At 41.8% G+C, this 18,225-nt stretch carries 16 protein-coding genes, 2 tRNA genes, 2 rRNA genes and 1 pseudogene (1 of these 21 cut by a window edge); 18 read left to right on the top strand and 3 right to left on the bottom strand.

The features are described from left to right. Positions 1-271: 271 nt before the first annotated feature. Positions 272-502, top strand: a complete 231-nt coding sequence (locus DESPCE1_RS23355) for a hypothetical protein (RefSeq protein ID WP_172637566.1) — start codon at positions 272-274, stop codon at positions 500-502. Here DESPCE1_RS23355 and DESPCE1_RS21890 read toward each other — a convergent pair. After that, a pseudogene (locus DESPCE1_RS21890) lies at positions 473-1,682 on the bottom strand (transposase). The gene DESPCE1_RS23355 and the pseudogene DESPCE1_RS21890 overlap by 30 nt on opposite strands. Positions 1,683-1,816: 134 nt before the next feature. Here DESPCE1_RS21890 and DESPCE1_RS0113115 point away from each other — a divergent pair. The 9 genes from DESPCE1_RS0113115 (at position 1,817) to DESPCE1_RS0113075 (ending at position 7,869) form a co-directional block, all read left to right on the top strand. Further along, on the top strand, positions 1,817-2,263 hold the full coding sequence (locus DESPCE1_RS0113115) for a hypothetical protein (protein ID WP_014794440.1): 447 nt from the start codon (positions 1,817-1,819) through the stop codon (positions 2,261-2,263). 19 nt (positions 2,264-2,282) lie between these two features. After that, on the top strand, positions 2,283-2,753 hold the full coding sequence (locus tag DESPCE1_RS0113110; RefSeq protein ID WP_019850746.1) for a hypothetical protein: 471 nt from the start codon (positions 2,283-2,285) through the stop codon (positions 2,751-2,753). Between the two features lie 70 nt (positions 2,754-2,823). After that, positions 2,824-3,291: a hypothetical protein gene (locus tag DESPCE1_RS0113105; RefSeq protein ID WP_014794438.1), complete on the top strand. Its 468-nt coding sequence runs from the start codon at positions 2,824-2,826 to the stop codon at positions 3,289-3,291. After that, the gene (locus DESPCE1_RS0113100) at positions 3,291-3,659 is read left to right on the top strand and encodes a hypothetical protein (protein ID WP_014794437.1); all 369 of its coding nucleotides are present in this window, start codon (positions 3,291-3,293) and stop codon (positions 3,657-3,659) included. The genes DESPCE1_RS0113105 and DESPCE1_RS0113100 overlap by 1 nt, the downstream gene beginning before the upstream one ends. Before the next feature lie 299 nt (positions 3,660-3,958). Next, the gene (locus DESPCE1_RS0113095) at positions 3,959-4,189 is read left to right on the top strand and encodes a hypothetical protein (protein WP_019850745.1); all 231 of its coding nucleotides are present in this window, start codon (positions 3,959-3,961) and stop codon (positions 4,187-4,189) included. 90 nt (positions 4,190-4,279) lie between these two features. After that, positions 4,280-4,531 carry a hypothetical protein gene (locus DESPCE1_RS0113090; RefSeq protein ID WP_019850744.1) on the top strand — a complete coding sequence of 84 codons (252 nt, stop codon included), beginning with the start codon at positions 4,280-4,282 and terminating at the stop codon, positions 4,529-4,531. A 242-nt stretch (positions 4,532-4,773) separates the two neighbouring features. After that, positions 4,774-5,910: an FtsX-like permease family protein gene (locus tag DESPCE1_RS0113085; protein ID WP_019850743.1), complete on the top strand. Its 1,137-nt coding sequence runs from the start codon at positions 4,774-4,776 to the stop codon at positions 5,908-5,910. Positions 5,911-6,037: 127 nt separating this feature from the next. Further along, positions 6,038-7,207 carry an ABC transporter permease gene (locus DESPCE1_RS0113080; protein WP_242835394.1) on the top strand — a complete coding sequence of 390 codons (1,170 nt, stop codon included), beginning with the start codon at positions 6,038-6,040 and terminating at the stop codon, positions 7,205-7,207. After that, positions 7,204-7,869 carry an ABC transporter ATP-binding protein gene (locus DESPCE1_RS0113075; RefSeq protein WP_019850741.1) on the top strand — a complete coding sequence of 222 codons (666 nt, stop codon included), beginning with the start codon at positions 7,204-7,206 and terminating at the stop codon, positions 7,867-7,869. Before DESPCE1_RS0113080 ends, DESPCE1_RS0113075 begins: the two co-directional genes overlap by 4 nt. Positions 7,870-8,258: 389 nt before the next feature. Here DESPCE1_RS0113075 and glk read toward each other — a convergent pair whose 3' ends face one another. Beyond that, on the bottom strand, positions 8,259-9,326 hold the full coding sequence (gene glk / locus DESPCE1_RS0113065) for a glucokinase (RefSeq protein ID WP_028305568.1): 1,068 nt from the start codon (positions 9,324-9,326) through the stop codon (positions 8,259-8,261). Between the two features lie 101 nt (positions 9,327-9,427). Here glk and DESPCE1_RS0113060 point away from each other — a divergent pair, with 101 nt between their 5' ends. Continuing rightward, entirely contained in the window at positions 9,428-11,785 is a 2,358-nt protein-coding gene (locus DESPCE1_RS0113060; RefSeq protein ID WP_019850738.1) for a sigma 54-interacting transcriptional regulator, read from the top strand. Here DESPCE1_RS0113060 and DESPCE1_RS0113055 read toward each other — a convergent pair. Beyond that, positions 11,779-13,167: an MFS transporter gene (locus DESPCE1_RS0113055; protein WP_019850737.1), complete on the bottom strand. Its 1,389-nt coding sequence runs from the start codon at positions 13,165-13,167 to the stop codon at positions 11,779-11,781. The two genes, DESPCE1_RS0113060 and DESPCE1_RS0113055, sit on opposite strands and share 7 nt — an antisense overlap. 104 nt (positions 13,168-13,271) lie before the next feature. Here DESPCE1_RS0113055 and DESPCE1_RS0113050 point away from each other — a divergent pair, with 104 nt between their 5' ends. The 7 genes from DESPCE1_RS0113050 to DESPCE1_RS23485 form a co-directional block, all read left to right on the top strand. Then, positions 13,272-14,024, top strand: a complete 753-nt coding sequence (locus DESPCE1_RS0113050; RefSeq protein ID WP_172637621.1) for an acyl-[acyl-carrier-protein] thioesterase — start codon at positions 13,272-13,274, stop codon at positions 14,022-14,024. Positions 14,025-14,148: 124 nt separating this feature from the next. Then, the gene (gene trmB, locus DESPCE1_RS0113045; RefSeq protein ID WP_014794429.1) at positions 14,149-14,796 is read left to right on the top strand and encodes a tRNA (guanosine(46)-N7)-methyltransferase TrmB; all 648 of its coding nucleotides are present in this window, start codon (positions 14,149-14,151) and stop codon (positions 14,794-14,796) included. An 87-nt stretch (positions 14,797-14,883) separates the two neighbouring features. Beyond that, a tRNA-Arg gene (locus DESPCE1_RS0113040) sits at positions 14,884-14,960 on the top strand. 9 nt (positions 14,961-14,969) lie between these two features. Next, positions 14,970-15,043: transfer RNA gene (locus tag DESPCE1_RS0113035), tRNA-Gly, on the top strand. A gap of 180 nt (positions 15,044-15,223) precedes the next feature. Further along, entirely contained in the window at positions 15,224-15,760 is a 537-nt protein-coding gene (locus tag DESPCE1_RS0113030) for a helix-turn-helix domain-containing protein (RefSeq protein WP_019850736.1), read from the top strand. Positions 15,761-16,054: 294 nt separating this feature from the next. Next, positions 16,055-17,735 (top strand): 16S ribosomal RNA (locus tag DESPCE1_RS0113025). Positions 17,736-17,997: 262 nt separating this feature from the next. Next, positions 17,998-18,225, top strand: a 23S ribosomal RNA gene (locus tag DESPCE1_RS23485) (it continues 1,904 nt past the right edge of the window). The 16S and 23S rRNA genes sit together here, the layout of an rRNA operon.

Below are 18,225 nucleotides of genomic sequence, written 5' to 3'. Positions count from 1 at the left end.
TTGCTTCAATAAATCATTTTAAGGAGGATGAATCTATGTTGAAAACAAAAAATTGTCAGTAGTATTTTAGTCCTATTTCTATGCTTTGCATTCACCGGCCCTGCTTTTGCAGAGACAACCATGGATGAGGGTGCGTTGACTAGTGACATAGCTTTGGAAATTTTGGAGAAAGTGGATTCTGAGTATGGGTTGGAACCCCCGGATAATTCGAAAGAAGTGAAAGCTTCGGATTCTAAACCGATAATAGACCATACTAGAACACCGGCACAGTTTGAAAAACAAGTCAGAGAACATTGAATGTGCTATTAACAATGCAGAATATGAGAAGAAAATGGAAGAACTGGGAGATGTTAAATGGAAGCTGATGCCCCAAATGGACGAGGTTGGTATTTCTGAACCATATAAGGTTGTAGGTATTAAAGCTACTAAAGCATGGATAGGCCATCAAAATATCTATCCAAATACTGTTTACTCAACTTTCGCATCCCATTTGTGGAAATAAAGCCTTGATATAACGAGGTAATTGGGCAACCCACTTGTGTGATTGACTTAGGGATTCCTTATCTCTGGTTTATCGGGCAGTAAATTAAGGACAAATGCCATTAACTGACGTAAGGCTGTTTTTAAGTCTAAATCCATAATTTCATCAGCAAAAAGATAAAAAGACCCTAGCTTCAAATGCGATTTGGTCATTTTGAAAAACGTTTCGATACTCCAACGCATCCCATAAATCCTTATGGTTTCAGCATTTCCCAAGGAGAGATCCGTGGTTACAATTACCAACCACTCTCTTCGGTTGTTTCGATTCTGGACGAAAACAATGTTTAAAGCTAAGTCTGAAGAGGTGTGAATACGCACTGAACCAAGGATTTTTGCTTTGGGTTCTTAGGGACTTTCGCGTAGAGCTTTCGTAAACTGAGTGATGTTCCTTCAAAGAGATAACGCTGCTTAAGTTCCTTAACTATCCCAATGACGTGAAGCTCCTTATCCCTTAGTTTTTGTAATTATCCATGAGAACGTAATCCGCTAAGAATCCAGCCTTGAGAGCCCGTTCAAGCATTTGAACAACGGCATCAGGTTTAGGAATCAGCGCTTCCATGCGACGCTTAGAGCCAACAAAGCGTTTGTCCAAGTCCTCTTTCATTTCACAAAAGCGGTGTTTAGATTTTGACGAGCTCATCAAGGTAAAATCAAGAGGAACGAAGCTAAATCCATCAGACCACCCTAACGTCAGCAAGGTGTAGCCACGAACAAAGCGGATTGAAACATGATCAAAGACTCGGGCTAGGAGTTCAATATCCTTACTTCGTTGGCGTTTTATTACAGAATCATCCACGATAAAAACACGGATACGCTGCGAGGAGGTGAGGGTTTCAAATCGGCTGACAATCTTAAGGCTGAGTAATTGATAAAAACGTCTCTAGTTATATTGGGATTCATTAAAGAAATCGATAGATCGCATCTTTATCTGGAAGAGAGCTCGCCCGACTTCCTTCTAACAGCCGAAACAGATTTCGAGCTTGGAATACTAATTGGAAAATAATTTGGAAGACCATGAAGCTTGAAACCCTGTAGGACTTGTGGATTCCAGCGTTTTTAAGAAGCTGGCTTAGCTTGAGGGAAGAAAAAGTTAAGGAAAGTTGATGTTGATGCTGTTCAGACAGAGGGTTGTGTTGTGACATGGAGATACGTACCTTTCTGTTTTGGAGCGATGGGGAACTTGATCACTTCCATTTTACCAATTCGAAAGGTGTTTTTTGGTCAATGATTAAAGGACATGTTTGACCTTAAAAAAATTTAGGATAGGAGATTAAGTATGTTGAAAAAATTAAGATATACTTTATTTGCTTTTTTCATAGGGATATTTCTTTCACTAACAAATGCAGTATTTGCTGATGTGTATAGCACGACTAAGGACTTTGGACCCTATGCAGGTTATTCTTATTATAACTATTGTGCGCTTTTTACTGATCAAAATTCAAGTAAAATTTGGGGTTATTCTTCTGTAAGTGTTAAAAATGGTCAAACTGTGCCATCAGGATATATGGGGATTAGCGCTTATGTTTATAGTGAAGATGGTACATGTGTCGCAAATACCCCCTGGACATATAATGATAAAACAATAGGTTACTGGGCTTCAGGGCAGACCCCATATGTTACTAAACACGGTTATAACTATTATTGCAAGGGTTTAAGCTGGTCATGGAATGGAAGTAGTTATTCAAGTGACTGGTCAAACCCAACCCCATATATGTCGTTTTAATGAATGGAGGTAAAGGCTAATGTGGAAAAAAGTTAAAAAAGTCAATGCCGGTCTGGCACTTATTGGTGGTCTGGTTATTGGAACATTATTCTATAGTTCTATACCAGCTTTGGGCAGCAATTTCGGCGAATTAAATAAAGATTATAACTACGTAATCAAAGTTAACCAAAGTGGAGAGACGTATGGTTCAATGGCAGGTGCTTCCTCTTATGAGCAAATACCTGATTTAATCCTTGCCGAAGGAATAGATGGAACTGTAGGATATGTGAAAAACTCAGACCTGAACCAAGGTCTTCCCAAAAATCCTGAAGAAGCTGTTGTTTATATGAAGAACCTTAAGGACAACGGTTTTAGAAAAATACCATTGTATGCTGTTGATGGAAAAACAGTAATAGGTGAATATCAAGTTGGCACCCCACAAATTGATGAAGAGGCTTTAGACATTATTCAAAAGGATATTGATAATAAGCTAAGGGGTTCAGACCAGTAAATTTAGTAGTGAGGGAGGTGCAAATGAAGTTATTCGTAAAATTTTGAATAAAAATTAAGGAGGAGATTTTATGACTGTAAGTAAAAAATTGTCTTTAACAGGAGTCTTTATGGTTATAGCTTTTGCAATTGTACTACTTTTTGGCAGCCTTAACTATTTATCTGCAGATAGTGATTACACGGAACTAGAAGCATCACATATGGACTTAGCGGTAAAATCTTTCGGTATTGAAACCGATAAAGTAAAAGCTCTTTATGCGGGTGATGTATTTAAGGATAATAATAAGGGAACGGTATTTAGCACTGATAAGGTAACGGAAGACCAATCAAAAAGGGTAAGATGTGCCGCGGCCTTGAGCGAATTGAGAAAAGCAAAACTATTCAATATTGGTGATTATAGGCCAGTTTTTTTTCTAGGAGAGGATAAAGTTTCAATAGCAATTAAACATGGAGATGGAACTATTTCTCTTACGGATGTTGATATTTCTAAAGATAGACCAGTCATAATTGATCATAAGGTTAAGGAGGTGGCTGAATAATGAAAAAATCGACAATTATTGGTTTATTAACCTTCACCTTCCTGCTATTTGGTTCTTTATCAGCTTATGCCAGCTGGGGAATGTCATATGGTTCAGATATCCATTCGGCTGTAGTTACCGTATATGGTTATTCTTATACAGGCACAACCGTAGTTGCTGATGAGGTCTATGCAGATAGTTACTTTTATAAAAGTGGTCTATTAGTAGATTCGGATTCCGATTTAGTATACAATAATACTTGGGCACAAGCAGATGTTTCAACTTTTAATAGTATCGGCGAAGAGTCTTACCGGATTGAGGGTTATCATTATGCCAAGGTAAATAACGATATTGTTAATGAGTATACCAGTGCGAGTAAGAGGCTATAATATCTTGACGAAATAAGCATGCCAATAAAAGGGAATAAAAATCATTTTGTGTAATATGGAAATTCTAATTCAAAGCTTATTTGGTTGGATTATAGTTGGCTCTTGCAAATTATGGAGGATAAGGCATATTCCGTTTTTTAATGTATTCCGATTATTTCTCAAACCATGCTGAGTATTTTGTAGATGCACTATCCTTTCGATTAAAAAAATCGGAATATTGTATTCAACATTTTGTTTATTCCTCCATAATAGAGACGTCTGGCGATCAACCAAGACGAATCTATTATGGAGGTTTTTCTATGCAAAAAAACATGGAAGCAATCGATTGTGTTTTGGCATTTCTCCAAAAGCTCCCTCTCAGTAATAGTAGCATTAGGCAGTATAAGATTTATCTGCGGAGTAGCATTGTTCCTTACTGCGAAGCAAACTGCATTGAGAGTTTTTCTGATGAAGAAATGCAGGCCTATGCAGAGGAACCAAAGGCAAAGAACGGTGAGTTTAGCAAATCTACTATGATACACAGAAGGTGAAAAAATCCGGCTCCGCCCCCAGAATGACCGTCCCCGAGAAATATTCCTAAAATCTTTTTGACAGTGGCTTTTGAGGATGGCGCATATCGAGTGGTTCATTTTGGTGGAAATGCTGAACAGTTTGGGTTAGTAAAAAATAATTTAAAAAGATTAACTAATGAATTAGCAGTGAAACCGGCGTTAATTAGTGCAGGGTCTACATATTATTTCGTTACCATAATTGACAATGAAGAATTTGTTCTACCCGTAATAAGTAACAATAATTCCAGTAAAAAGGCTTCTAACGATTTACAACCTGCGTCAGCAATCATTGAAATTAAAAGATATTCAAAAGAATACTGAAGCAGATGAACGTGGGGGAGGTGTTGTTGTTTCTGGAACAGCACCCATGGGGAATAATCAAAACAATAGTATTTTCCTTATGGCTACAGTAATAGTAGTAACACTTACAGCAACAACTGTACAATCGGTACGTAGATGTTCATGTGGTTACTAGGATAACAGAATTGTCAATTAGGTATACTGTAACCCCCTGAGGAGCAATATCCTGTCCTTATTTTTAAGTAAGAAGTTGTGAGGTTAATTTGTATAAAATAATAACTTTATTAAAACGGCAGTTCATAGCCCACACCGTTTCCATCATATTTTTATTGATAGGCTTTATCGTATCCATATTGCTTATATCCATTGGAACCAATGCTGTACTTGGGTTAAAACAAGCCGCCATAATGAAAGAAAACGCCACGCCGCAAAATGCTTTGGCCATGACATATGCTTTTAGTAAAAAGTCCAGTTTTGACGATCATTTAGAAATAATTAAAAATATCTCCGTGAATTCCGGCGTTATGGTAGGGAACCACTCCCTTTATTTTAACGAAGATAAATCCAAATATCCCTTAACCGCTATCTTTTTTCAAAAAGAATCCAAATGGACTTATCCGTATTACGATGGAAGATATTTCAAAACAGATGAAATAGATCAAGGAGCCAGCGTAATTTTAATCGGTAAAAACCTGTTAGGGCTTACCCATAAGAGAGATGGAATAAAGTACCTGGATATTGAGGGCAAAGAATATAAAGTGACTGGCTTAATCGGTGTAAAAGATCAATACACCACATGGGATTCCAGAATATTGATGCCCCTTACGTCAGTTCCTGAGAGCACCAGGAGCGAAATTGAAACCAGCGGCTGCACTATGATCTTGTATAATGATGAAAAACTGCCGATGGATGATTTTAATACCTTGAAGGATAAAATCCTTCAGGTGGATAAAGACGCCATGATCATGGCTGAGGAATTAAACCCAGGCAGCGAAAATATTATCATTAATTTATTTGCACAGAAGGATAGTTTGGTGATTTTTACTCTCTTGGTTTATGTAATAGCCCTGATTAATCTGGTTAATATCACATCCTATTGGATCAATGACCGAAGATATGAAATTGGGGTAAGAAAAGCTTTTGGTCATACGAATATTCAGGTTGCCATGATGTTATTCTCGGAAATGTTTCTCGTTTTATTGACAGGGTGCATTATCGCCTTGGTTTTACATGTGCTATTAAACCAAATTTTAAGCAGCATGCTGGATTATCCGTCAACTGTAACATACGTTAATTGGTTAACGGCTATCATTTTCACAATGGCGTCGTCTCTTGCAGCTACAATCATTCCCATCGTCAAATCTATGAAAATTCAGCCCATTGAAATCATAAGAAAGTAAAACCCAGCGGGAGGATAGTATGCCATCCATTAAGATTGCCTTAAAGTCTTTGGGAAAAAGAAAACTTACAACGATTCTTTTCATCGTGCAGTTTACAATTACTATTTATATGTTGCATACGGCCGTTATGGGTATCAAGACAAACTCTTATCAGGAAAATCAAATCAATAAGTATCTCAACGCAGATATTGATAAAACAATACATTTAACGATATTCAACGTAACGTATGCCGAATACTTCAGGTCAAGTTTTCTCACCCTCGCAGAGTATATAAATAACCTGCCGGGAGTTGAAGGTTTTGGAGGATATGATTTAACCAATACCTTTTTTGCAGAACTTGAAAATGATAACGCTTTTTTGACGAAAAGAAAGGAATTAACCAAAGGCTCCTTTAAGGAGCAATACCCTCATGCCGTCGAGATCATCAAGATGGATCAAGGGGTATATCAGTTAGCAAAATTACAAATAGTTCAGGGCAGGAGCTTTCAGGACAGTGACTTCAATCCGGATCAGAATACGATTCCGATATTAATTGGCGAAGCTTATTCTCAAATAATAAAACTGGATCAGATGATAACAGACAGCAATACCGGAATTCAATATAAAGTGATCGGTTTTATCGGCAATGACAGCCGTTGGTTCAATGAGCAGGATTATATCGGCAATAAGTTGGTCAGTCTGTCCGATAAATTCGTTGCCCCATTTTCGTCTTCGGAAAATCCAATACTGGAAAAGTCCAACTCGTTATTTTATACCCTCAGCAATACTGAAGAGCAGGAGAATATCAGCATGCTCATTGAAAACAAAGCAAAGGAATTGAACCTCGGAATCGCGTGTAAATCGATCAGAGAAGAACTGCTCCTTTACAAACAAAATAACAGGGAGATTATGTTTAGTCACCTATTCATCTGTATCTTCCTAGGGGTTATGTCGCTTTTTGGGTTGATTACCGTTAGCGTCTCCACCGTTTTAGCAAGAAAGAGAGAATTTGGAATAAGGATGGTGACGGGGGCCAGCAAAGCGTATATTCGATCTTTAATCATAGAAGAAAACTTTATTATTATTGCCATTTCCGCATTATTGGCAAGTTTAGCTATTTTAAATATGAATTATCTTGCCGTAAAACAAGCAATACAAGACGGAGAAATGTTAAATCCAATGCAAGATAGCAGTCTGGAAACCGTCTTATTGTCAATCATCATTATTATGGGAATAATTTTTCTTTCATCGATAATCCCCGTTCATAAGGTTAATTCCTTAAAACCGGTGGAAATGATAGGAGGCAATGATCGATGAATATCATTGAACTGAAAGAAATCTATAAGATTTACGGCAAAAGCGATTACCGGACTATCGCGCTCAATAATATAAATCTGGCAATAGAAAAAGGAGATTTTCTGGCGATTATGGGGCCGTCCGGCTCGGGGAAATCCACCTTCTTAAATATTTTAGGCTGTATGGATGTTCCTACAAGCGGAGAGTATTATTTAAACGGAGTTCTAACAAATTCGCAGTCCGACAGGGCGTTAAGCTATATCCGAAATCATACTGTCAGTTTCATTTTTCAGAATTTTGCTCTTCTCAAAGACTACAGCCTTTATGAAAATATTGAATTACCCCTTCTTCATCGGAAAATACCGGCTAAACAAAAAAAGGAAAAAATCATGTACTACGCCTCAAAACTTGAAATAAGCAGTATTCTCAGGAAAAAACCTCAGGAAACATCGGGTGGCCAACAACAACGGGCGGCCATCGCCAGAGCCTTGGTATGCGAATCAGAAGTCATTTTGGCTGATGAGCCAACCGGCGCGTTAGATCAAAAAACGGGAGAAAATCTGCTGTTGCTGTTAAAACAGATTAATCAGGAAGGGAAGACAATTTTGATCGTGACCCACGACAGCAAAACAGCAAACTATGCGAATAGGATTATAACAATTAATGACGGCGAAATTGTTTGATGGTATTTTCAAATTACAAGTGTTCCTGTCCTAAGTACCGAACGCATAAGTCCGATTAGCGCCATATTCGCCACCATCGTTATTTTACCAGAGGCGATGAAAGGGTGAGCATAGATATAAGTGAGCCTAATTAATACGCAGAAATCCTTCTTTTCCGTTTATTCGAAAGGGAAGGATTTCTGGTGCTCTCTTGAAAGAATGGCGTATGGTATTAGGTGTTTGAACACAAGAATTTCCCCTAAGATTAAAAGGAGACTATTGTTTTGAAAAAGATATTAGCGTTTTTTCTTATTTTAGCTTCCGTCTTTTCCTTCGTTATAGCCTACAACCAAACAAATCAAAAAGAACTAAAAAAGTAGAAAAGGCAGAGGAGGGTATGGTAAAGCCGCTTATTTTTGAGAGCATGTAGGAGGATACCCGGCTGCCGCTGCCAAACGAGCGGCCCCCAGGAGAGCAGTCCTTTCATTAAGGATCACATAAATGGGAATCTGGGACAAAAGATCCCTGAAACGACCTTTCGAGAGAAAGGCCTCTAGGAAGAAATTCTCTTGAAGCATGGGTAAAATCTTGGGGGGAATGCCCCCGCCCAGATAGACTCCCCCATAAGCCAGGGTCCGTAAAGCGAGATTGCCTGCTTCCGCGCCCAGGACTTTAACAAAGAGTTTTAGTGTTTCTGTACAGAGTGGGCAGATTCCGGCTAGGGCTCTTTTTGTGATCTCCGCAGGAGCAGGGATAGGGTCATGGTGAGAAGGGGGATGGGATTCCCAGTGCAGAAAACGATAGATGTCTGCCAGTCCGGGACCGGACAGAATTCTCTCATAGCTTACGTGATCATATTGTTGGGACAGAAAGCGCCACAGCCGTACTTCCTGCTCGGTACGGGGAGCATAATCCGAATGGGCGCCTTCCGTGGCGTAAACTCGATGATCAGCCAGGATCATGGCCTGGCCTAGGCCGGTACCGGGGGCGATCAGTGCCCGATTTAGAGAAGGCTTGGAGAGAGCCGAGGCAGGATTCTTTGCGGAAGGGTTAAGACAAAGCAGATCGTCATCTTTTAATAGCATTAGGCCCTGTCCCATAGCCTCAAGGTCGTTGATAAAGAGCAAAGGCTTTCGCAAAGCAAAAGCGGAATGCAGGGTCTGAAAATGAATCACCCGGTTCAAATTGGTGAGGAGACATTTATCTTGAGTAATGGGTCCGGCCAAGCTGAGGCAGCCACCGCTTATTTCTTCAGGTGGTACGGAGATCTCTTCCAGAAATCCTTGAATGAGTCGTATTAGATCTTGCCAGTCCCTGCTGGGAAAGTGCCGTTCCTTAACTAAAGTAAGCTCGGTGCCCTTCAGGGAATAAAGCCCTAAAAGTGTTTTGGTTCCGCCGATATCCCCCGCCAAGTATAAAGGACAGTCTCTTTCAATGCCTCCATAAAGCAAATTAATCACCTCATTTTGTTGTATCATGTATTCTTAGCCTTGTGAATTTAAAATCCTTGGCAGCAGCTTTTTTCATAGCGTATAGTAGACTTAAAATTCCGAATTTTGGGATGAGGAGGATGAGCCCTGTGAATGAAAAACTCCATCTTCTCTCCAAGGTGCCATTTCTTGCGGATTTGTCACAACAGGATCGAATTGAGTGTGCTCACGAATTTTACTGGGAGATCTACCCTCAAGGGACCGTCCTCATTGAAGCAGGAAAAAAGCCGGCGGCAGTCTATATACTCGAAGAAGGAAAGCTGGATAGTGAAGATAAGGTATTGGGCATGGTTTCATTGGTCACGGGTAAGGCGGCCACTGAAACGATTCGTTCTTTGGAGGCGGTCCGCCTCTTGACCATTAAGGCCGAAGATTTCGCCCGTATCTTGTTGCGCTGGCCTCAAATCTATGGTACCATCATCGGCAATTTAACGGATAACCTTGCTGAAACCCATCAAATACTCTCGGCAAGCCGTTACAAGGAAGTACTGCGGTCGGCCATTCAACTTACCCGGTATAAGGATAAGTTTTACGGAATTTGGGGCAGTGTAAAAACCACCCATGAGGTAGAACGCTTGTTTAAAAAGCTTCAGCAGACTCAGGGGCATTTGCTGATCAGGGGAGAGAGAGGAACCGGCCGGCAAATGGTGGCCTGGTATGCTCATCAGAAACTTTTTGGTGAGACGGCTCCTTTTGTCGTCCTGAATGGTCAGCGTTTTGAACAGCAATGGGGTTATCTGCTGAAAGAGGAAAAGAAAGCTGCAGAAAGCTCTTACGCTGCGTTTACTTTTGAGGATATTGCTGCAGGTGGGACTCTTTTCATCCAGGAAATAGACCGAATTACCCCTGAGCTTCAAGTAAGACTTGCCAAAGTTCTCGGTTCTGCTCATCATCCATGTTTGGTCATCGGCAGTGTTCAGGAAGATACCAAGCATAAGGACCCCCAGCTTATGCCTGAATTGGCGGCCTGCTTTAGGCATAGTTACGCCATAGCTCCATTACGGGAGCGGAAAAGAGATATCCCCATCATAGCTCAAGGTATTGTGGAGAGTTTGGCTCAGAGGCATCATCGTAAAGTGCCGACATTAACTCCTGAGGCGACGCAGCTCCTGCTTTCCCATAATTACCGCCAAGGGAATGTAACGGAACTCATTCAGGTCATGGAGCGGGCATTTTTTCTCGCCGATCAGGATGTTATCGGGCTGGAGCAAATCTTTTTTGGCCCTACTGCTGAAAAGATAGGGAGCAAAATCAATCTTTTGCAATGGGGGTTCTTTAAAAGTCTATTCAAAAATAGGAAGCTTCTTCCCAGCCTGCAATGGATTTCGGCAGGTTTATTCCTCCTGCTCATTGTCGGACTGGTTTTTCTTCCGGAATTATCGGTCATGATGAAAGTCTTCGTCTTAGTTTGGGGTCTTTGGTGGCCCTCCTTGGCTATCCTATCCCCCTTATTGGGGAGACTTTGGTGTACTTTTTGCCCCTTTTCCAAGATTATGGAGTTCGTGCAGGACCGTTACCACCCGAAACGGCCTCTGCCCGCTCTCTTTGTGAAATACGATTATCTGATTGTGAGTGTCTTATTTGCTCTGATTTTTTGGGTAGAAATTTTTACGGGGATGCGCTCCAATATGCTCTATACCGCTTTACTGCTCATAGTCATTCAAGGCCTGGCCATTATCGTCAGCATCCTCTATCCCCGTCATGCCTGGTGCCGGCATTTTTGCCCCTTAGGAGGATTTATTGGGACCGCTTCCATCGGCTCCCTGATCGAAGTGAGAGCAGATGCTGCAGTTTGCTTAAATAAATGCGCCACCTTTGATTGTTATGTAGGTAGGGATGGGGTCAAGGGCTGCCCTATGAGTCAGCATTTACCTTATCTGGATAATAATTTAGACTGCAAATTATGCTTTAAATGCGTCCGCAATTGTCAGCATGAGAATGTCCAAGTTAATTTAAGGGTGCCGGCACGGGAGGTTTGGCATTTAACCCGTGTCAATCAGGGTTATACTGTTTTTATCGGTATGCTTATGGGGATCCTTTTTCCCATCATGATTTTTGAACCTCTTCATAAATCCTTATCCGCAGGTCAATGGAATGTTTGGTTTACCTCGATCTATTGGTTGGCAGCCCTATTGGGCGGAGCGCTTGGCTGGTGGCTTGGGAAGCCTTTTAAGACGAAAGCAGCCTCGAAACGGATTAAACTGGTGTTTGCCCTTATTCCCATCATTATTGCTGGGCATATTATTTATCAAATGGGCCGTATTCCAGGGATCGGTCATCTTGTCTTGGGGGTAGGGTATCAAAGTGAGGGTGGAATGCAAACCCTGTTTATTTCCGCCAATAGTGTAGGATATGGACTTGCCCTGATAACGGGGATCCTGCTGACGGTCATTACAGTAGGAATAACTCTTTACCAGTACAGTAAAGCAAAAGGTAACCATCATTGAACTTCAGCTTTTTTTCCTCGTGCCAAAGAGGCAAAGACTCCCGGCAAACAGAGTATGGCAAAGATACTGAAGCATATCTTAAAGCTGGCCATGAAGGCTTGGGGATATTCCGGGGAATAGAGGCTGGTATTTCCGATAAAGACCGATGTAATTAAGGATACGGTTGCCATACTTAAGGTCTGCCCTAAGAGTCTCATGGTTCCTAAGGTAGATGAAGCGATGGAGTAATAGCGTTTTTCCACTGAACTCATAATGGCATTGGTGTTGGGGGATGAAAAAAGACCAAAGCCGATGCCGATGAAAATTAAATTAGCAACAATAAGGGAAATTGGGGTCGAAGGTTTAAAGAAGATGATGAAGAAGAGTCCCACGGCAGTTATGGCCATACCGATAGAAGAGAGAATACGGGGTTCCACTTTGTCGGATAATCGTCCCGCAAAGGGAGAGAGGATAGCCATAAGGACGGGCTGGGAGAGGAGTATAAGCCCAGATAGTGAGCTGTCCAGTCCTAAGACGAGCTGGAGGTACAAAGATAGCAGGTAACTTAAGGCAAAAGTAGCCATGTAATTGATGACTGTGGCTAGATTAGAAAAGATAAAGGGTGTGTTCTTGGCAAAGACCTTAATCGCAAAGATAGGTGAATCGGCTTTAAGCTCAACTCGGATAAAGAGCACTAAGAGGATCACTCCGGTAATAAAAAAAAACGTATAATAAGGAGCCAAAGTCAGATTCGATAAAGCGAATAACAATAGGGCTAGGCCGGAAACCCAAAGAATGCTTCCCCGATAATCGTAGGCCTCTCCTTCCGCAACTTTCCACTCCCCAGTAAGCTTAGTAATAATTAGTAAAAATATAATGGCATCTACCGCAAAGCCGAAAACAAAAATCCCTCTCCAGCTGATGACTTTGACGATTAATCCACCTAAGACCGGTCCGAGGGAAAGCCCGATATAGACCGCAGCAGAAGCAATACCCAGCGCTTTACCCCGTTGTTGGGGAGGAACCACTGTGGTCAAAATCGCCATGGACGTACCGGCGACCATGGCATTGGCTACTCCTTGCAAAAGCCGGAAGAAGATTAAAACATTAAAAGAACTGGTCAGACTACAGCCTAAAGAGCTTAAGCAAAATAAACCGATGCCTATGAGAAAGAGTTTCTTTCTGCCAACAATATCGGCTAAGCGGCCAAAGGGTAAAGCTAAGGCAGCGCTGGACAGTAAATAAATGGTGACGATCCAATTGAGATGCAACTGAGATACGGTAAAATCGAGGGAAATGGCAGGGATGGCAATATTCACAGAGTTCGACATAAAGGATCCGATGAAGGATGTTAAAAGACAGATAATCATCGTTGAGCGGATGAATTCGCTTTTGTAGGCCATACGAATGCTCCTTCACATTTAGTATCGAATAATTATTAATGGGTTTCCTTTGCCAGAAAATCGATAATCCATTAAACTATTGATAGACATAGGATAAAGTAAGGATGGTAATGATGTCGGGATACTGTAAAGAATACGAGATATTTTACTTTCAAGTCGATCAGTTTGGAGAAGCTTCGGCAGTAACTATACTGAGCTTTCTTGAAGATTGCGCTACCGCACATTCCGAAGCCATAGGAATGGGTATCGAATATCTGACAAGTCAAAGAACCTGCTGGGTGCTTAACCGCTGGCGATTACAGATGGAACGTTATCCTCGTTTAGGGGAAAAGGTATCGGTGGAGACTTTTCCCACAAGTTTTCTACGGTTTTATGGTCAAAGGGTGTTTACCATTAGAGACGGGCAAGGGCATATCATCGGCAGCGCCGGTTCCTTGTGGATTTACTTAAATATTGATAAAAGGCGTCCAACCCGAATCCCTTTGCATTTTGCTTCCCAATATGGGGTGTCGGAGGGATATGAAGATCATGAATCTTTTCAAGATTTGCCGGCAATCACGGATATCCACTCTGAGATAAGTTTTCATGTCCGAAGAAGTGATATTGATACTAACGGCCATGTCAATAACACACGATATGTGGAGTGGATGCTGGAAGGGATCGCAGAAGATACGATAAAGGATTACCGACTTCATCAGCTGGAAGTAATCTATAAGAAAGAAACTCAATATGGTACGGACATAATATCTCGTTGCCAAAGAACAGAGAGTGCTGAACCGGAATATCTGCATCTCATTCTTGATAAATCGGGAAGCAGTGAACTGGCTTGTGGCAAAACAGTCTGGACAAAGCGTTAAGGGCTTTGAGTGTGTGCTAATAGTTTATGAAACGAACTCTGCTACTACTCAGAATATCCCTTTGCCGTGAGCGTTTCAATATTTATTTTATGAATAGTCAATATGAATAGTCGAGGAGAATAGAATGAGACTTAGACGAAAAGCCTGGGCAAGACCTGAGCTGGAAAATGATCCTAAAGTTATTTATAATCCCATGGATTATAAGGAAAATTGGCATGAAGTGTTCGGAAAGGATCAGCCCATTCATCTGGAATTAGGATGTGGACGCGGTCAGTTCATTAGTCAATGTGCAGAGTTGAATAGCCATATAAATTATATAGCCATCGACCTTTATGATGAAGTATTGGTTAAAGCTTTGCGAAAAATTAACGAAAAGAATCTAATTAATGTGCGAATTATCCCCATGAATATTGCTAAGCTTGAGGATATTTTTAATAAAGATCAAATAGAAAAGATCTATATTAATTTCTGTAACCCATGGCCTAGTAGAAGGCATCATCACAAAAGATTAACACACCCACAATTTCTGACGGTCTATAAAAAGCTTATGAAGGATCATTCGGAAATATGGTTTAAAACAGATGATGATGAACTGTTTAAAGATAGCTTAAAGTACTTTGAAAGCGAAGGCTTTATTGAAAAGTATCGTACTTTTGATTTGCATCGCAGTGAATTCCGGGAAAATGTAATGACGGAATATGAAGAAAAGTTTAGTAACCAAGGAATTAAAATTAAGTTTGGGATATTTGCAGTCAATAAAACTATTTTGTAAGTTTTTTATTTTAACTTTTAATTGACTTAAGGGAGTTTTTTCTGTTATAATCAATAACTGTTGACGCAGTAATGCTTTACAAAATTTGCGCTCGTAGCTCAGCTGGATAGAGCGTCTGACTACGAATCAGAAGGCCTGGGGTTCGAATCCCTACGAGCGCACCATTTATTTTTGCGGGTGTAGCTCAATGGTAGAGCACTAGCCTTCCAAGCTAGCTACGTGGGTTCGATTCCCATCACCCGCTCCACGATAATTAGGCTAAAAAAGATGCAGCTTGTATCTTTTTTAGCTGATTTTTTATGCAATCTTTGTATTTATATTTTAAATAAAGAAATCAACTGGTGGTTGCGAGTTTTCAAAGCACGATTGGTAGGATGCAACTCCCCATAAAATTAATATTAAGTTAATCAAACAGGAGGTGGTCTTTATGACTTTAGGAGAAAAAATACAGCAACTTAGAAAAGCTGCTGGGATTTCTCAAGAACAGTTGGCGGAGCAGCTTGATGTGTCTCGTCAATCTATATCAAAATGGGAACTTAATGATGCTGTTCCCGAAATAAGTAGAATTGTAATGTTAAGCGAGTTGTTTTCTATTTCAATAGATGAATTGCTAAAGGACAGTAATTCTCAACGTATAGATGATATAGAAGGAAAGCGAAGCACGTCTACATTGGAAGAAATCACAATAATGAATGCTGCAAATAAGCAGACGAATATTGGCTTCAAAACAATTATTATTGGTCTAATTATGCTTGTACTGGAGTTTATGTTTTTGCCCATATTGGGAACCATGCAAAAGGCGCATGTAGATGGACAAGGATTTTATAGTGACTTCATGAAATATGCAGGGATGCAGCCTATGCCCCTTATATTTATGTTTACTGCCATGATAATTTTGATTGGAATTTTCTTTTTACTAAAAGGATTGATGCATAAGAAGAGTAACCCCACAAAATCAGCATAATCAACCTTGCATCTATTTTGTACTAATGACACAGTAACTTAACTTGCACTGATTGCGCCCGAGGCTAAAGCTACATCTGGTTTAATGATACAGTAAAGGGTGATACAGTAAAGATTGTGTCACAGTAAAAATTAGTAGTTGACGAAATTCGTCAAAAATGCTAATATAAATTTCGCCGCCAATAACCGGCGGATGCAAGTGGTTCATGGTCTTTGAAAACTAAACAACAAGGAACAGCCAATGACTCGTCAAATGAGTAAAGACAATTTGAGCAATCAAATTTTCTTCATAAATTTTATGGAGAGTTTGATCCTGGCTCAGGACGAACGCTGGCGGCGTGCCTAACACATGCAAGTCGAACGGACTAATTCTTAACACTGAGTTCTTAGTAAGGAGCCAGCGAGAGCGCGAACGTAGTGAAACGAAGTGAGCGCTCCACGCATTATAAAGTGCCAACACACTTATCTAAGGAGAACTTCGGACTAAGGGTTGAGTGTTAAGAATTAGTTAGTGGCGGACGGGTGAGTAACGCGTGGATAACCTACCCAATAGACCGGGACAACCCTTGGAAACGAGGGCTAATACCGGATAAGCTTATCCCATGGCATCATGGGATAAGGAAAGATGGCCTCTGAATATGCTATCGTTAATGGATGGATCCGCGTCTGATTAGCTAGTTGGTGGGGTAAAGGCCTACCAAGGCGACGATCAGTAGCCGGCCTGAGAGGGTGAACGGCCACACTGGGACTGAGACACGGCCCAGACTCCTACGGGAGGCAGCAGTGGGGAATCTTCCGCAATGGACGAAAGTCTGACGGAGCAACGCCGCGTGTACGACGAAGGCCTTCGGGTTGTAAAGTACTGTCTTCAGGGACGAACGGNANNTATGNAAATANTGTANNTNCATGACGGTACCTGAGGAGGAAGCCCCGGCTAACTACGTGCCAGCAGCCGCGGTAATACGTAGGGGGCAAGCGTTGTCCGGAATCATTGGGCGTAAAGGGCGCGTAGGCGGATGATTAAGTCTGGTGTGAAAACCTAGGGCTCAACCCTGGGACTGCATCGGAAACTGGTTATCTTGAGGACAGGAGAGGAAAGTGGAATTCCACGTGTAGCGGTGAAATGCGTAGATATGTGGAGGAACACCAGTGGCGAAGGCGACTTTCTGGACTGTAACTGACGCTGAGGCGCGAAAGCGTGGGGAGCAAACAGGATTAGATACCCTGGTAGTCCACGCCGTAAACGATGAGTGCTAGGTGTAGAGGGTATCGACCCCCTCTGTGCCGCAGTTAACACACTAAGCACTCCGCCTGGGGAGTACGGCCGCAAGGTTGAAACTCAAAGGAATTGACGGGGGCCCGCACAAGCGGTGGAGCATGTGGTTTAATTCGACGCAACGCGAAGAACCTTACCAAGGCTTGACATCCATAGAATCCCGTGGAAACATGGGAGTGCCCTTCGGGGAGCTATGAGACAGGTGGTGCATGGTTGTCGTCAGCTCGTGTCGTGAGATGTTGGGTTAAGTCCCGCAACGAGCGCAACCCCTATGTTTAGTTGCCAGCAAGTAATGTTGGGCACTCTAGACAGACTGCCGGTGACAAACCGGAGGAAGGTGGGGATGACGTCAAATCATCATGCCCCTTATGTCTTGGGCTACACACGTGCTACAATGGCCAGTACAGACGGAAGCGAAGCCGTGAGGTGGAGCAAATCCGAGAAAGCTGGTCTCAGTTCGGATTGTTCTCTGCAACTCGAGAACATGAAGTCGGAATCGCTAGTAATCGCAGGTCAGCATACTGCGGTGAATACGTTCCCGGGCCTTGTACACACCGCCCGTCACACCACGAAAGTCTGCAACACCCGAAGCCGGTGAGGTAACCCTTTTGGGAGCTAGCCGTCGAAGGTGGGGCCGATGATTGGGGTGAAGTCGTAACAAGGTAGCCGTATCGGAAGGTGCGGCTGGATCACCTCCTTTCTAAGGAGACATGGTTTCTCGCTAGAGAAATCATATCCTAAGGTCGATGCTTTGAAGGACGTCATGGAAGCAATGAAGTGAAACGATTCAAAGTTGGAGAAGTCTTAAGAGACTTCTGAAAGCCGAAGAGGCAAAACGGAGCAATCCGTAAACTAACAATCCGCTGAGAAATCAGCCCATGTTCTTTGAAAACTGCACAGAGAAGAAAAAAACTGTAATTAGGATAACATCTAAAACCTAGAAGTGGCGGCAAAAAACGTTTGGTCAAGCTACTAAGGGCGTACGGTGGATGCCTAGGCGCTAAGAGTCGAAGAAGGACGCGGCGAGCGGCGAAACGCCACGGGGAGCAGTAAGCATGCCTTGATCCGTGGATATCCGAATGGGGCAACCCATCCAGAGTCATATCTGGATATCTGTAACTGAATCCATAGGTTGCAGAAGACAACCCGGGGAACTGAAACATCTAAGTACCCGGAGGAAGAGAAAGAAT

The sequence above is a fragment of the Desulfitobacterium sp. PCE1 genome (genome assembly GCF_000384015.1).
Classification (GTDB): Bacteria; Bacillota; Desulfitobacteriia; order Desulfitobacteriales; family Desulfitobacteriaceae; genus Desulfitobacterium; species Desulfitobacterium dehalogenans.
Note: the sequence above shows the minus strand (reverse complement) of the source record. Positions and strands in the feature narration are given on the sequence as shown.

Excerpts from the sequence above, each read along its gene's own strand:
- DESPCE1_RS0113115 (WP_014794440.1), top strand. The coding sequence starts at position 1,817 with ATGTTGAAAAAATTAAGATATACTTTATTTGCTTTTTTCATAGGGATA.
- DESPCE1_RS0113110 (WP_019850746.1), top strand. The coding sequence starts at position 2,283 with ATGTGGAAAAAAGTTAAAAAAGTCAATGCCGGTCTGGCACTTATTGGT.
- DESPCE1_RS0113105 (WP_014794438.1), top strand. The coding sequence starts at position 2,824 with ATGACTGTAAGTAAAAAATTGTCTTTAACAGGAGTCTTTATGGTTATA.
- DESPCE1_RS0113100 (WP_014794437.1), top strand. The coding sequence starts at position 3,291 with ATGAAAAAATCGACAATTATTGGTTTATTAACCTTCACCTTCCTGCTA.
- DESPCE1_RS0113095 (WP_019850745.1), top strand. The coding sequence starts at position 3,959 with ATGCAAAAAAACATGGAAGCAATCGATTGTGTTTTGGCATTTCTCCAA.
- DESPCE1_RS0113080 (WP_242835394.1), top strand. The coding sequence starts at position 6,038 with ATGGGTATCAAGACAAACTCTTATCAGGAAAATCAAATCAATAAGTAT.
- DESPCE1_RS0113075 (WP_019850741.1), top strand. The coding sequence starts at position 7,204 with ATGAATATCATTGAACTGAAAGAAATCTATAAGATTTACGGCAAAAGC.
- glk (WP_028305568.1), bottom strand. The coding sequence starts at position 9,326 with ATGATACAACAAAATGAGGTGATTAATTTGCTTTATGGAGGCATTGAA.
- DESPCE1_RS0113055 (WP_019850737.1), bottom strand. The coding sequence starts at position 13,167 with ATGGCCTACAAAAGCGAATTCATCCGCTCAACGATGATTATCTGTCTT.
- DESPCE1_RS0113050 (WP_172637621.1), top strand. The coding sequence starts at position 13,272 with ATGGTAATGATGTCGGGATACTGTAAAGAATACGAGATATTTTACTTT.
- trmB (WP_014794429.1), top strand. The coding sequence starts at position 14,149 with ATGAGACTTAGACGAAAAGCCTGGGCAAGACCTGAGCTGGAAAATGAT.
- DESPCE1_RS0113030 (WP_019850736.1), top strand. The coding sequence starts at position 15,224 with ATGACTTTAGGAGAAAAAATACAGCAACTTAGAAAAGCTGCTGGGATT.